The 12,263-nt window shown below is 63.7% G+C and carries 12 protein-coding genes; 7 read left to right on the forward strand and 5 right to left on the reverse strand.

Annotation, left to right across the window (positions count from 1 at the left end):
- Nucleotides 1-156: 156 nt before the first annotated feature.
- Nucleotides 157-1,206, forward strand: coding sequence for an NAD(P)-dependent alcohol dehydrogenase (locus ABN482_RS08810; protein ID WP_502877270.1), 1,050 nt, complete (start codon nucleotides 157-159; stop codon nucleotides 1,204-1,206).
- A gap of 49 nt (nucleotides 1,207-1,255) precedes the next feature.
- On the opposite strand, the gene glcF is transcribed toward ABN482_RS08810, so the two are convergent.
- The 3 genes from glcF to glcD are packed head-to-tail and all read right to left on the reverse strand — an operon-like array spanning nucleotide 1,256 to nucleotide 5,106.
- The gene (glcF, locus tag ABN482_RS08815) at nucleotides 1,256-2,485 is read right to left on the reverse strand and encodes a glycolate oxidase subunit GlcF (RefSeq protein ID WP_349503636.1); all 1,230 of its coding nucleotides are present in this window, start codon (nucleotides 2,483-2,485) and stop codon (nucleotides 1,256-1,258) included.
- 9 nt (nucleotides 2,486-2,494) lie between these two features.
- A complete protein-coding gene (gene glcE / locus ABN482_RS08820; protein ID WP_349503637.1) occupies nucleotides 2,495-3,607 on the reverse strand; it encodes a glycolate oxidase subunit GlcE in 1,113 nt (370 codons plus the stop codon).
- A complete protein-coding gene (glcD, locus tag ABN482_RS08825; RefSeq protein WP_349503638.1) occupies nucleotides 3,607-5,106 on the reverse strand; it encodes a glycolate oxidase subunit GlcD in 1,500 nt (499 codons plus the stop codon). The genes glcE and glcD overlap by 1 nt, the downstream gene beginning before the upstream one ends.
- A gap of 184 nt (nucleotides 5,107-5,290) precedes the next feature.
- Here glcD and glcC point away from each other — a divergent pair, with 184 nt between their 5' ends.
- A complete protein-coding gene (glcC, locus tag ABN482_RS08830; RefSeq protein ID WP_349503639.1) occupies nucleotides 5,291-6,100 on the forward strand; it encodes a transcriptional regulator GlcC in 810 nt (269 codons plus the stop codon).
- Here glcC and ABN482_RS08835 read toward each other — a convergent pair.
- Nucleotides 6,075-6,371, reverse strand: a complete 297-nt coding sequence (locus tag ABN482_RS08835) for a hypothetical protein (RefSeq protein WP_349503640.1) — start codon at nucleotides 6,369-6,371, stop codon at nucleotides 6,075-6,077. The genes glcC and ABN482_RS08835 overlap by 26 nt on opposite strands.
- Nucleotides 6,372-7,262 (reverse strand): LysR family transcriptional regulator, encoded by an 891-nt coding sequence (locus ABN482_RS08840; protein WP_349503641.1) that lies wholly within the window; start codon nucleotides 7,260-7,262, stop codon nucleotides 6,372-6,374.
- Nucleotides 7,263-7,375: 113 nt separating this feature from the next.
- Between ABN482_RS08840 and ABN482_RS08845 the strand changes: the two genes are divergently transcribed.
- Genes ABN482_RS08845 through ABN482_RS08865 form a run of 5 tightly spaced genes read left to right on the forward strand, consistent with a single transcriptional unit; the run spans nucleotide 7,376 to nucleotide 12,147 of the window.
- Nucleotides 7,376-8,542: a mandelate racemase/muconate lactonizing enzyme family protein gene (locus tag ABN482_RS08845; protein ID WP_109060937.1), complete on the forward strand. Its 1,167-nt coding sequence runs from the start codon at nucleotides 7,376-7,378 to the stop codon at nucleotides 8,540-8,542.
- 60 nt (nucleotides 8,543-8,602) lie between these two features.
- The gene (locus ABN482_RS08850) at nucleotides 8,603-9,232 is read left to right on the forward strand and encodes a paraquat-inducible protein A (RefSeq protein ID WP_349503642.1); all 630 of its coding nucleotides are present in this window, start codon (nucleotides 8,603-8,605) and stop codon (nucleotides 9,230-9,232) included.
- Between the two features lie 2 nt (nucleotides 9,233-9,234).
- A complete protein-coding gene (locus tag ABN482_RS08855; RefSeq protein WP_349503646.1) occupies nucleotides 9,235-9,873 on the forward strand; it encodes a paraquat-inducible protein A in 639 nt (212 codons plus the stop codon).
- Complete coding sequence (locus ABN482_RS08860; RefSeq protein WP_349503643.1) at nucleotides 9,866-11,524, forward strand: PqiB family protein; 1,659 nt, start codon at nucleotides 9,866-9,868, stop codon at nucleotides 11,522-11,524. Before ABN482_RS08855 ends, ABN482_RS08860 begins: the two co-directional genes overlap by 8 nt.
- Nucleotides 11,521-12,147: a PqiC family protein gene (locus tag ABN482_RS08865; protein ID WP_349503644.1), complete on the forward strand. Its 627-nt coding sequence runs from the start codon at nucleotides 11,521-11,523 to the stop codon at nucleotides 12,145-12,147. Before ABN482_RS08860 ends, ABN482_RS08865 begins: the two co-directional genes overlap by 4 nt.
- The last annotated feature ends 116 nt before the right edge of the window (nucleotides 12,148-12,263 follow it).

The raw sequence follows: 12,263 nt of genomic DNA on the forward strand, positions 1-12,263 counted from the left end.
CGAACGGATGATAAGCCCGGTCGATTGATCTGTTCCCGAAGTTGAACGTTGAATCCGACATTTTGGGACAGTTCATATAAGATACCGGGCTGTTTTTCAGAGCGGGCGGATGTGTACTATATGGGCACATCCGCCCGTTTACTTTTTACAAGGATCATCATGCAAACCATCGGTTATGCCGCGCAGGGCCCCGACTCCGCCCTGGCTCCCCATGTATTCGAACGCCGCGAACTGCGTGCCCATGATGTGGCGCTTGAGGTGCAGTATTGCGGCGTCTGTCACTCCGACCTGCACACGGCCCGCAATGACTGGGGCTGGACCCTGTATCCGGTCGTGCCCGGCCACGAGATCGTGGGGCGTGTCACGGCAGTGGGTTCTGCCGTCAAGCGCTACAAGGTGGGCGATAAAGTCGCCGTGGGCTGCATGGTGGACTCCTGCCGGGAATGCGATCAGTGCGAGCATGGCGAGGAGCAGTACTGCCGCGAAGGCATGACCGGCACCTACTCCAGCCCGGATCGGGTCACCGGCGAGGCGACCCAGGGCGGCTATTCCAAGCATCTGGTGGTGCGCGAAGAGTTTGTGCTGTCGGTGCCCGATGGCCTGGACCTGTCGCGTGTGGCACCGCTGCTGTGCGCCGGCATCACGACCTATTCTCCGCTGCGTACCTGGAACGTCGGGCCGGGCAGCCGCGTGGCGGTGGTCGGGCTGGGCGGGCTGGGCCACATGGCCGTCAAGCTGGCGGTGGGCATGGGCGCGCAGGTGACCGTATTGGGTCGTACCGATGCCAAGGCGGCCGATGCGAAGGCGCTGGGGGCGCATGCCTTCCTGGTGTCATCGGATGAAAAGGCCATGGCGGCGGCACAATCCTCGTTCGACCTGATCATCGATACCGTGCCGGTCAAGCACGATCTGAATCCCTACCTGCCGTTGCTCGATATCGACGGCACCCTGACTCTGGTGGGGCAGATCGGCCCGCTTGATGAGCCGAGCACGGTGCCGCTGGTGCTGGGTCGCCGGCGAGTGGCCGGTTCGCTGATCGGCGGCATCCGCGAGACGCAGGAGATGCTGGATTTTTGCGCCGAGAAGAATATCCTGCCGGAGTGCGAGATGATCCGCATGGACGAGATCAACGAAGCATTCGAGCGCATGGAGCGGTCCGATGTGCGCTACCGCTTCGTGATCGACATGGCCTCATTGCAGGCCTGACAGGCTCTCTGGTCACATTCAGGTCTGCTGCGAGGCTGGCGCTGGCCTGTTATGCCTTTTGCGAGGCCAGTGCGGCATCGACCAGCTCGATCCAGTGCCGCACGGGGGTGCGGCCGGCACCATCCAGATGGGTCTGGCAGCCGATATTGGCGGTCACGATCAGGTCGGGATGGCCGCTTTCCAGGGCGTCCAGCTTGTTGTCGCGCAATTTTTTCGACAGCACCGGCTCGGTAATCGAGTAGGTGCCTGAAGACCCGCAGCACAGGTGTGCGTCCGGCACGGCGGTCAGATTGAATCCCAGACGGGTCAGTACCTGATCGGCCAGGGGGCCGAGCTTCTGGGCATGCTGCAGGGTACAGGGGCAGTGAAAGGCAATGCGTCGTTCAGCCTGGATCTGGATGGCCTCCAGGTCGGCTTCGGCCAGCACCTCGAACAGGTCTTTGGTGCTGGCGCTGATGTGCCGGGCTTTGTCTGCGTAATCGGGATCGTCGCTCAGCATCCTGCCGTATTCCTTGACGAAGGCACCGCAGCCGCTGGCCGTCTGGATGAGCGTGTCGGCACCCTGTTGCAGCAACGGCCACCAGAGGTCGATGTTGCGGCGGGCACGCGCCAGGCCCGTTTCCTGGGCATTCATGTGATAGTCGATGGCACCGCAGCAGCCTGCCTCGGTGACCGGCACGATACTGATGCCGAGCCGGTCGAGCACACGTGCGGCGGCGGCATTGGTGTTGGGCGACAGGGACGGCTGTACGCAGCCCTCCAGCATCAGCATGCGGCGTGCATGGCGCGGGGCAGGGCGTCGTCCTGGCTTTGTGATGCGCGTCGGGATCTTGCTGGACAGTACCTGTGGCAGCAACGCGCGCAGGCCCTGTCCGGCTCGCAGCAGCAAGGCGAAGAGCGCGGGGCGAGGCAGGGCGGCACGCAATCCGGTACGCAGCAGGCGCTCGCGCCAGGGGCGTGGCGCATGAGCCTCCAGTGCGGCCCGGCCAATGTCCAGCAGGGCATGGTATTCCACGCCCGAGGGACAGGTGGTTTCGCAGTTGCGGCAGCTCAGGCAGCGGTCGAGATGCGCACGGGTGGTGGGGCCCGCCGTGTCGTGTTCGAGGAATTGCTTGATCAGGTAAATGCGCCCGCGCGGGCCATCGAGTTCATCGCCCAGCTCCTGGTAGGTCGGGCAGGTGGCATTGCAGAAGCCGCAGTGCACGCAACTGCGCAGGATGCGCTCGGCTTCTTGCGCATGGGGCAGGGCTTGGGCGGCAGCGCTCAGATTGGTTTGCATGATCGGCTCTCAGAATTCGGCGTACATCCGCCCGGGATTGAAAATGCCGTGCGGATCGAGCCTGGCTTTCAGGTTGCGGTGCAGGTGCATCAGGGCCGGCGGCAGGGGCTGGAAAGGGCTGTCGGCCTGGCCGGCCGTGAAACAGGTGGCATGGCCGCCGGCCGTCTGGGCCAGGTGCTGGATGTCATGTGGCGGTGCTTCGCTGCGTAGCCAGCGCTGGGCACCGCCCCAGTCCACCCACTGATCTCCCGGCAGATCCAGTGGCGGCTGCCAGGATGGCACGGACAGACGCCACAGAGGACGGGGGTCGTCTGTCGTCGCGAAAAAAGGCAGGCGATGTTCGCGCAGTGACTGCCACCAGTCGTCATCGAGACGGTCGCCGCCGATGCGGTCACAGGCGGCGCGCACCGAGCCGTCATTGCCCTCGAAGCGCAGGTACAGGGCATAGCCATCATGGCTGGCGGCGCTGATCGGCAACGGTTGCTGTCCCCATTCGCGCAGCCGCGCCAGTGCCTTGTCGGGTGGCATGGGTTGCGCCACGCTGATGCTGCAGCGCGGTTGCGGCAGCACCTTGAAAGAAACTTCGGTGATCAGCCCCAGGCAGCCATGACTGCCTGCCAGCAGGCGCGATATATCGTAGCCGGCCACATTCTTCATGACTTCGCCACCAAAGCGCAGGTAGGTGCCCAGGCCGCTGATCAGGCGCGTGCCCAGCACGAAATCTCGCACGGCACCGGCCCATGGGCGGCGTGGCCCTGATAGCCCGGCTGCAACCATGCCGCCTATGGTGGCTGCAGGGCCGAAGGCGGGGGCCTCACAGGCCAGCATCTGGCCGCCACGCGCCAGTACGCTTTCCAGCTCGGCCAGCGGGGTGCCGGCGCGTGCCGTGATGATGAGTTCGGTCGGATCGTAGGAAACAATGCCGCGATGGCGGGTGGTGTCTATGGGGACACCCCGGCGCGGACGTCCCAGGAAGTGCTTGCTGCCGCCGCCCCGGATGTCGAGCGGGGTACTGTTACGCAGGGCGGTGCGTACCTGCTCAAGCAGGTGGAGGCTGTCGTCATGGTCCTGGTCGGTCTGGAAATCGATGGGCAGACGTGAGGTATCGGGTGCGGCAGTCATCAGAAACGCTCCAGTTCGGGGTGTGGCAGTTGGCCATGATGAACGTGCATCGCACCGAATTCGGCGCAGCGGTGCAGGGTTGGAATGTTCTTGCCGGGATTGAGCAGCCCGGCCTCGTCGAAGGCCGCCTTGACCGCATGGAAAAAGGTGATTTCCTCGCTGTTGAACTGGGCGCACATCTGGTTGATTTTTTCGCGGCCCACGCCGTGCTCGCCGGTGATGCTGCCGCCGACCTCCACGCACAGTTCAAGGATCCGGCCGCCCAGCGCTTCAGCGCGTTCCAGTTCGCCCGGCCGGTTGGCGTCGAACAGGATCAGGGGATGCATGTTGCCGTCGCCGGCATGAAAGACGTTGGCCACGCGCAGGCCGTATTCTTCCGACAGTGCGGCAATGCCTTGCAAGACGCCCGGCAGCGCCCGACGCGGAATCGTGCCATCCATGCAGTAATAGTCCGGAGAAATGCGGCCCACGGCAGGGAAGGCATTCTTGCGGCCAGCCCAGAAGCGCGCCCGCTCGGCTTCGTCACGGGCCTGCCGGATGTCGGTGGCACCCGCTCGTGCCAGCACATCGCGCACCAGAGTACAGTCCTCGTCGACATCGGATTCGACACCGTCCAGTTCGCACAGCAGGATGGCTTCGGCATCGAGCGGATAGCCGGCATGGATGAAGTCCTCGGCGGCGTGGATCGAGAGCCGGTCCATCATCTCCAGTCCGCCCGGAATGATGCCGGCGGCAATGATGTCACCCACGGCCCGGCCTGCTTTCTCGACATCGTCGAAGCTGGCCATCAGCACCTTGGCGACCACGGGACGGGGCAGCAGTCGTACGGTGACTTCCGTGACCACCCCCAGCATACCTTCCGAGCCGGTAAACAGCGCCAGCAGATCGAAGCCTGCTGCATCCAGTGCATCGCTGCCAAGCGTGACAGGCTCGGCATCGATGGTCAGCATCTCGACCTTGAGCACGTTGTGAACGGTCAGGCCGTATTTCAGGCAGTGGACGCCGCCGGCATTCTCGGCCACATTGCCACCGATCGAGCAGGCAATCTGCGAGGAAGGATCGGGCGCATAGTACAGGCCATGCGGTGCTGCCGCCTGTGAAATCGCCAGGTTGCGCACACCCGGCTGTACACGAGCATAGCGGCCTTCCGGATGGATATCGAGGATGCGCTTGAAGCGGGCCATGACCAGCAACACGCCCTGGGCCAGCGGTAGCGCGCCGCCCGACAGGCCGGTCCCGGCACCGCGTGCCACGACCGGCACACCCATGTCTCGACAGGTGCGCAGGATGGCCGCGACCTGCTCTACCCGCTCGGGCAGGACAGCCAGCAGTGGCGTGGTGCGGTAGGCAGACAGTCCGTCGCACTCGTAGGGGCGCAACTGTTCTGTTTCGTGCAGGATCGTCAGGCCCGGTGCGGCCTGGCGCAACGCCTCGATCAGGGCCGGGCGGTCAACGTCCGGCAGGACGCCATCCAGACGCGGGTCGTACAGGATGTTCATGGCTGTCTCTTCCAGGGTAGATAGGTATAGGTATGCAATGATTATCGGGAGCCTGGGCAGGCAGCTCAAGCCCTGTTCCTGGAGGTCGTACCAGTTTTTCGGGTTATCGTTATCCCTTGGTGCTTTATTGATTGATGAAATAAAAGGGATTTGTTGATTTACCTGACAAGGGAGTTCTACTGGTATGACCAGTAATTCAAGACCGCCCAGTGTGGCGGAACGCGTGGTCGGGCATGTCGAGAAATTGATCGTCGATAGCGTGCTGAGGCCGGGGCAGGCATTGCCGTCCGAGCGGCAGTTGATGGAACGGTTCGGCTGCTCGCGCACGGCGCTGCGCGAGGGACTGCGCATTCTGCGTGGTCGCGGGCTGATCCGTACCGAGCATGGTCGGGGCTCATTTGTGGCCAGTCTGGGCGCAGGGCGTGAGTCCTCCCCGCTGATGCACCTGTTCGCTTCCCAGCCCCGTACGCTGTATGACCTGCTGGAGGTTCGTGCATTGCTCGAGGCCGAGGCGGCCCGGCTGGCTGCTGCGCGGGCCACCCAGGCCGACATGGTGTTGATCCGCCGCGCCTTCGAGGCGTGGCAGCAGGCACAGTCGTTGCCTTCCGGACAGGTCTTGCCGGCAGAAGAGCATGCGCGGCGCGATCATGCCTTTCACCGTGCCATCAGTGAGGCGGCTGACAATCCGGTGCTGGTGCATACCCTGGATTCGCTCAGCGAACTGATGCTGGGCAGTGTGCATGCCTCGGTCAGCCATCTGTATGGCCGGCCACTCTACAAGGCGCAGATCGACCGCCAGCACCTGCGGATTTTCAGGGCCATCGAGCAGCGCCGGCCCGAGGCGGCCCAGCGTGCGGCACTGGAGCATGTCCGTTCGGTGCGCGACAACCTGCAGGAAGCAGGGCGTGAGCAGGAGCGGCAGGCGCGTGCGCTGTTGCGGCTGGAAGGGGCCGTGACGGCGTCACGCGCTAGCGATCACCGTAGACCTGAATGATCGCCAGCGTGTCGAGATCGATATCGACATTGATTCCACCGTGGGACTGAGGCGAAGCGTCCATCCAGTTATCCGGCGTGACCTCGGCAGCATAAAAGCTGATGGTGTAATACTGCCGGCCGTTGTTCTGGTGGACGATATCTTCAAAAAGAATGTGAAAATTTTCGAGATCGTATTTTCTGGTCAGCGTCAGTTCACTGCGCCGGGCAGCGTCAATGGCCTTGAATAAATAAGGCGAGAGCGCTTTGTCGAGTCGAACGAATGTACCCATTTATGCCTGTGCGCCGACGGCAGCCCAGAGCGCTTCAGCCGTTTTCCCGAGCGGAGCCGGGTTGCGGTAGAGGCGGATTTCCAGCGGAACCTGCCATTGCGGGCCGCCCGCCGGTTGCAGCCGGCCGGCATCCAGGTCGGGTGCGATCAGGCTGAATGGCAGCCAGGCCACGCCCCGGCCATCCAGTGCCATGGTGCGCAGCACCGATGCTAGGTGGGCTGTAAAGACGGTATGGGCTGCCAGGCGCAACTGTGCGGCAGGGCAGGCGGCAGCCAGGATGTGGCCCAGGCCGGACTCGTCGCTGTAGGCCAGCAGGGGAGCCGTCGTATCGTCGAGGCTGTGGCGTGATGTCTGATCGCCCGAGCCTGCGGCACTGACCGGCAGCAGCGTATCGTGGCCGACCGCCATCGAGATATGGCCGGCCTGTTCCATCGGGCTACCGGCCTGCGCATGGGCATGACACAGCACGAACTGTACGCGCCGCTGTGCCAGCAGTGTCTCGCAGCGGCGCAGCATGTCGGATTCGAGCTGCAGGTTGCCGGCCAGCGTGTAGACGTCGAAGCGGCGCAGCCAGTCCGGCACGAAGGTCAGCGACAGGGCATGCGTGGCGGCAAAGCGCAGCCGGCTGGATGCCGCTTCTGCCACGGCACGTGCCTCGCCGGGCAGGCGGTGCATCTCGGCCAGCAGATTGCGTGCCGTGTCGTGAAACCACAGCCCGGCCTCGGTCAACTGCACCGGCTGCGAACTGCGGTCGAACAGTTCCGCGCCCAGCCATTCCTCCAGTGCCCGCACACGCCGCCCGAAGGCCGGCTGCGTGACATGCCTGTCGTCAGCCGCCCGCGAGAAGTTGCCGGTTGCCGCCAGGGTCAGGAAATCTTCGAGCCAGGTCATGTTCATGATGTCATCGCGTGCTAGTGCCTGGAAAGCATGGAAAGGAAAAAAAACGGCATTGGTCAATGTCGCTGCGCAGGACGATCATAACGGTTCCATCCGAGGAGATCATGATGAGAATCGTCGAAATCAGGGAGCAGACGCTCCCGATCAGTTCCCCCATCCGCAACGCCTATATCGATTTCAGCAAGATGACCCTGAGCCTGGTGGCGGTCATTACCGATGTGATCCGCGATGGCAAGCCGGTGGTCGGGTATGGCTTCAATTCCAATGGCCGCTACGGTCAGGGCCAGCTCATGCGCGAGCGCTTCATTCCGCGCCTGCTCGAGGCCGATCCCGAGTCGCTGGTCGATGACACCGGTCGCAATCTCGATCCGCACAAAGTCTGGAATACCCTGTTCACCAACGAGAAGCCCGGCGGCCACGGCGAGCGCTCGGTGGCGATCGGCACCATCGACATGGCGATCTGGGATGCCGTGGCCAAGATCGAAGGCAAGCCGCTGTTCCAGTTGCTGGCCGAGCGCTACGGCAATGGCCGGCCCGATCCCCGTGTGTTCGTGTACGCAGCCGGTGGCTATTACTACCCCGGCCAGGATCATGGCAAGCTCAAGGACGAGATGCGCAGCTACATCGACCGGGGCTATACGGTGGTCAAGAAGAAAATCGGCGGCGCTTCGCTGGACGAAGACCTGCGCCGCATCGATTCCATCCTCAGCATTTTGCAGGATGGGCAGAAGCTGTGTGTGGATGCCAATGGCCGCTTCGACCTTGACACGGCCATCAGCTATGCCAAGGCGCTGTCCCAGTACGACCTGTTCTGGTACGAAGAGGCGGGCGATCCGCTCGATTTCGAGCTGCAGGCCACGCTGCGCAACTATTACCGCAACCCCATGGCCACGGGCGAAAACCTGTTCTCGATGCAGGATGCGCGCAATCTGATCCGTCATGGTGGCATGCGTCCCGATCGTGACTGGCTGCAATTCGATTGTGCGCTCAGCTACGGCCTCGTGGAGTATCTGCGCACGCTTGACATGCTGCATGAGCATGGCTGGTCGCCATCGCGCTGCATCCCGCACGGCGGGCACCAGATGTCGCTGAACATCGCGGCTGGCCTGGGCCTGGGCGGCAACGAATCCTACCCGGATCTGTTCCAGCCGTTCGGCGGATTCCCCGATGGCGTCAAGGTGGTCGATGGCTATGTGACCCTGCCGGAACTGCCGGGTATCGGTTTCGAAGGCAAGGCCGATCTCTACGCACAGATGCAGGCGCTGTCGGCCTGATCGTCGGTTTACCCTGCTTTTCTGGACGGGCAGGCCGGATTTCCCGGATAATGCCCGCTCATGAAGACATATCCCGACCTGATCGCGTGCGAACATTGCGACACCGTATACCGGCGTCGCCAGTTGGCATCTGGTGAAGCGGCCAGTTGTCCGGTCTGCGCTGCCGTGCTGTATCGCAGCAGCAGGCTGGATCTGGATCGCTGGCTGGCGCTGACGGTCGCGGCAGCCATTGTCTTCGTGATCGCCAATATCAACCCGGTGATCCACATCAGCTTCCAGGGCCTGAGCAACGATGCCACGCTCTGGCAGGCTGCCGTGGCGCTGGATTACGGACTGGTCGCGCCGATAGCCATCCCGGCGGCGATGACCGTCATTATCGTGCCGTTCATGCAGATTTCCCTGCTCGGCTGGGTGCTGATCCATGCCCGCCGGGGACGGCGTGCGCCCGGTTTTGCCACTGCGATGCGCATGCTGGTGGCACTGCGCCCCTGGAGCATGGTGGAGGTGGCCCTGCTGGGCATCATGGTGGCAGTCATCAAGCTGTCCGGTTATATGGATGTTGCGCCCGGTGCCGGTATCTGGGCCACGGCAGTCCTGATGGTACTGATCGTGCTGATTGCCAAGCGGGATCTGCAGGATCTGTGGCAGATGACCGAGCGCCGGGCCCTGCACGACGAGGCGGCGGCATGAGCATGCAAGACGACGGCCCGCTGGAGTGCCTGCCGCGGGCGCGTCAACTGGGGGTGACAGGCTGCGAGGCCTGCGGTCTGGTCAGCGAAGCGACGTCAGATCCCCACGTACGCTGTCCGCGCTGCGGCGCGGCATTGCACAGCCGTCGGCCCAACAGCATCATGCGGGCCTGGGCTTTTCTGATCGCCGGCATGATCTGTTACATTCCAGCCAATGTGCTGCCCGTGATGTATACCAGTCTGCTGGGTAATCATCTGGACAGCACCATCATGCATGGTGTGGTCGAATTCTGGAGCAGCGGCTCGTACGGCATTGCCCTGGTGATTTTCACGGCCAGCGTGGCCGTGCCCTGCACCAAGTTCCTGGTCATGGCATTGTTGTTGGTGACCACCCAGCGGCGCAGCCGCTGGGCCATGCGGGAAAGGGCCCGGCTGTATCGCCTGGTCGAGCTGGTCGGCTACTGGTCCATGCTTGATGTGCTGGTGGTGGCTGTGATTGCGGCGCTGGTCAAATTCCAGGCGCTCAGTGACATCGAGCCGCGCATCGGCATACTGTTTTTCGGTGCCGTGGTGATTCTCACCATGTTGTCCGCCATGAGTTTCGATCCACGCCTGATCTGGGATGTCGAGGAAAATGACTGATTCGCAAGAACGCCTGCCCACGCCTGCGGAGCCGACGATCACGCGCCGCCCTACCCGCCGAGTGTCGCTGGTGTGGCTGGTGCCCGTGGTGGCCGCCCTGATCGGCCTGTCGATGCTGGTCAATACCTGGCTCTCGAAAGGGCCGGTGATCACGATTTCCTTTGCCACGGCGACCGGGCTCGAAGCCGGCAAGACGCCAGTCAAATACAAGGATGTCACGGTCGGGGGCGTGTCTGCCATTGAGTTGAGCGATGACGGCAAGGAGGTGCTGGTCACTGTCAACATGATCAAGACCGGTCTCAAGCTGACACGCGAAGACACGCGCTTCTGGGTCGTGAGGCCCCGTATCGGCATGAGCGGGGTATCGGGAATCGATACGCTGCTCTCGGGGGCGTATATCGCCGTGGATCTGGGCCAGAGCGAAGAAACCGCCCGCAAGTTCGTCGGGCTGGAAAACCCGCCCACTGTCATTACGGGCACGCCTGGGCGCTCGTTCATCCTGCATGCCCAGGATCTGGGCTCGCTGGATATCGGCTCGCCGGTCTACTACCGCCGTATCCCGGTCGGCCGTGTCGCTGCCTACAGTCTCGATGAAAGCGGCCGGCGCGTGAATGTCCAGATTTTCGTCGATGCTCCCTACGACAAGTATGTCCGCACCGATACCCGGTTCTGGAATGCCAGCGGTGTCGACCTGACCCTGGGTGCCAACGGACTGAACCTGCAGACCGAGTCCCTGGCCTCGATCCTGGCGGGCGGTATCGCGTTCCATCAGCCTACCCTGGGCAATGGCGAACAGGCGCAAGAGCACAGCGTGTTTGCGTTGTCCCCTGATGAGGCGACGGCACTGGCACCGCCCGATGGACCCGGGCAGTATCTTGAGTTGCGCTTCCAGCAATCCCTGCGTGGCTTGGCCATCGGTGCGCCGGTACTGTTCTCCGGTGTCAATCTGGGCAAGGTGATGTCGCTGAGCCTGGACTACGATGAAACGACCAAGCGTTTCCCGACCGTGGTCGGCGTGATGGTCTATCCGCAGCGGCTCGGGCCGGTCCTCAACAAGCTGACCCGCCTGGAAGGCGATACCGATGCGCAGATGGCCGACTTCCTGGCGACGCTGGTGGCGCATGGCCTGCGGGCACAGGCCAATACCGGCAATCTGCTGACGGGGCAGCTCTACATCTCGCTCAATTTCGTGCCCGACGCGGTTCCTGTGGCGTTCAACCCGGATGCCGATCCGCTGGTGCTGCCGACGATAGACAGCGGCTTTGGTCATCTGGAAGAACAGATCAGCAGCATCGTGGCCAAGATCGATCGCATTCCTTTCGTGGATATCGGCCGTAACCTGAATGCGTCGCTGGCCAATCTCGACCGCACGTTGGCGCAGATCAATGGTCAAGTGCTGCCGGATGTGGCCGGCACGCTTGAGCAAGCCCAGCGCACGCTCAGGTCGACGGGCAGCATGTTGTCCGAGGATGCGCCCCTGCAGCAGAACCTCAACGAAACCCTGCTGGGTATCCAGCGGGCCACCCGCTCTCTACAGACACTGACCGATGTGCTGGGCCGCAGTCCGGATGCGCTGCTGCGCGGCCTGCCTGCGCAGCAGCCGCCAATGTCCGGCAGCGGGCGCGACCATTCCCGGGAGATGCTTCCATGATCCGATCCTTTCGCCTGGCCGGTTGGCTGGCTGCCGCTGCCGTCATGGCCGGCTGCAGCTCTGCGCCCGTGCATTACTACACGCTGTTGCCACCCGAAAGCCCTGCGCCTGCAGGGCAGGCAGCGGTGCCTTTCCTGATCGAGGTGCTGCCCGTGGGCGTGCCGGCGCAACTGGACCAGCAATCCATGGTGGTGCGCCAGGGTGACAGCGGTGTGGCCGTGCTCGATACCGAGCGCTGGAGTGGGCCGCTGAGCGATGAGATGCGCACTGCGCTGTCGAGCGGCCTGTCGCAGCGCCTGGGGGTGCCGGACATTGCCGGCCTGGCCCGTCCGGGCGGGCAGCCGCTGTTGCGGATCAAGGTGCAGGTCCGGCGTCTGGATGCCTGGCCGGGCCGCGAGGCACAGATGGAAGCCGGCTGGAGCATGGGCCAGGCTGATGACCAGGCCGGTTCCCGGCTGGTGTGCCAGGGACGTTTCCGGGTGGCCGCTCCCGGCAGCTATGCGGAACTGGTGCAGGCACAGCAACGCCTGGTTGCCGACCTGGCCGATAGGATTGCGCAGGATGCCCGCCTCTGGATGGCATCGCGTACCGGTTGCGGGCCGGCGTTGCCGGCCGTGAACTGAGCGCTCAGGCGCTGGGGTCGCTGTCGGTATTGTCCAGCGTCGGGATCTGGCGCGAGGTATCCAGATGCGCCCGCACGCTGCTGGCCAGTTCGGCGGCTGTCGGCGTGGCCGGTTCG

The sequence above is a fragment of the Corticimicrobacter sp. genome (assembly GCF_040137905.1).
In the GTDB taxonomy this organism is placed as follows: domain Bacteria; phylum Pseudomonadota; class Gammaproteobacteria; order Burkholderiales; family Burkholderiaceae_B; genus Corticimicrobacter.

What these genes read in the sequence shown, in the direction of transcription:
- glcF (WP_349503636.1), bottom strand. Translation starts at nt 2,485, where the DNA reads ATGCAAACCAATCTGAGCGCTGCCGCCCAAGCCCTGCCCCATGCGCAA.
- glcE (WP_349503637.1), bottom strand. Translation starts at nt 3,607, where the DNA reads ATGACTGCCGCACCCGATACCTCACGTCTGCCCATCGATTTCCAGACC.
- glcD (WP_349503638.1), bottom strand. Translation starts at nt 5,106, where the DNA reads ATGAACATCCTGTACGACCCGCGTCTGGATGGCGTCCTGCCGGACGTT.
- glcC (WP_349503639.1), top strand. Translation starts at nt 5,291, where the DNA reads ATGACCAGTAATTCAAGACCGCCCAGTGTGGCGGAACGCGTGGTCGGG.
- ABN482_RS08835 (WP_349503640.1), bottom strand. Translation starts at nt 6,371, where the DNA reads ATGGGTACATTCGTTCGACTCGACAAAGCGCTCTCGCCTTATTTATTC.
- ABN482_RS08840 (WP_349503641.1), bottom strand. Translation starts at nt 7,262, where the DNA reads ATGACCTGGCTCGAAGATTTCCTGACCCTGGCGGCAACCGGCAACTTC.
- ABN482_RS08845 (WP_109060937.1), top strand. Translation starts at nt 7,376, where the DNA reads ATGAGAATCGTCGAAATCAGGGAGCAGACGCTCCCGATCAGTTCCCCC.
- ABN482_RS08850 (WP_349503642.1), top strand. Translation starts at nt 8,603, where the DNA reads ATGAAGACATATCCCGACCTGATCGCGTGCGAACATTGCGACACCGTA.
- ABN482_RS08855 (WP_349503646.1), top strand. Translation starts at nt 9,235, where the DNA reads ATGCAAGACGACGGCCCGCTGGAGTGCCTGCCGCGGGCGCGTCAACTG.
- ABN482_RS08860 (WP_349503643.1), top strand. Translation starts at nt 9,866, where the DNA reads ATGACTGATTCGCAAGAACGCCTGCCCACGCCTGCGGAGCCGACGATC.
- ABN482_RS08865 (WP_349503644.1), top strand. Translation starts at nt 11,521, where the DNA reads ATGATCCGATCCTTTCGCCTGGCCGGTTGGCTGGCTGCCGCTGCCGTC.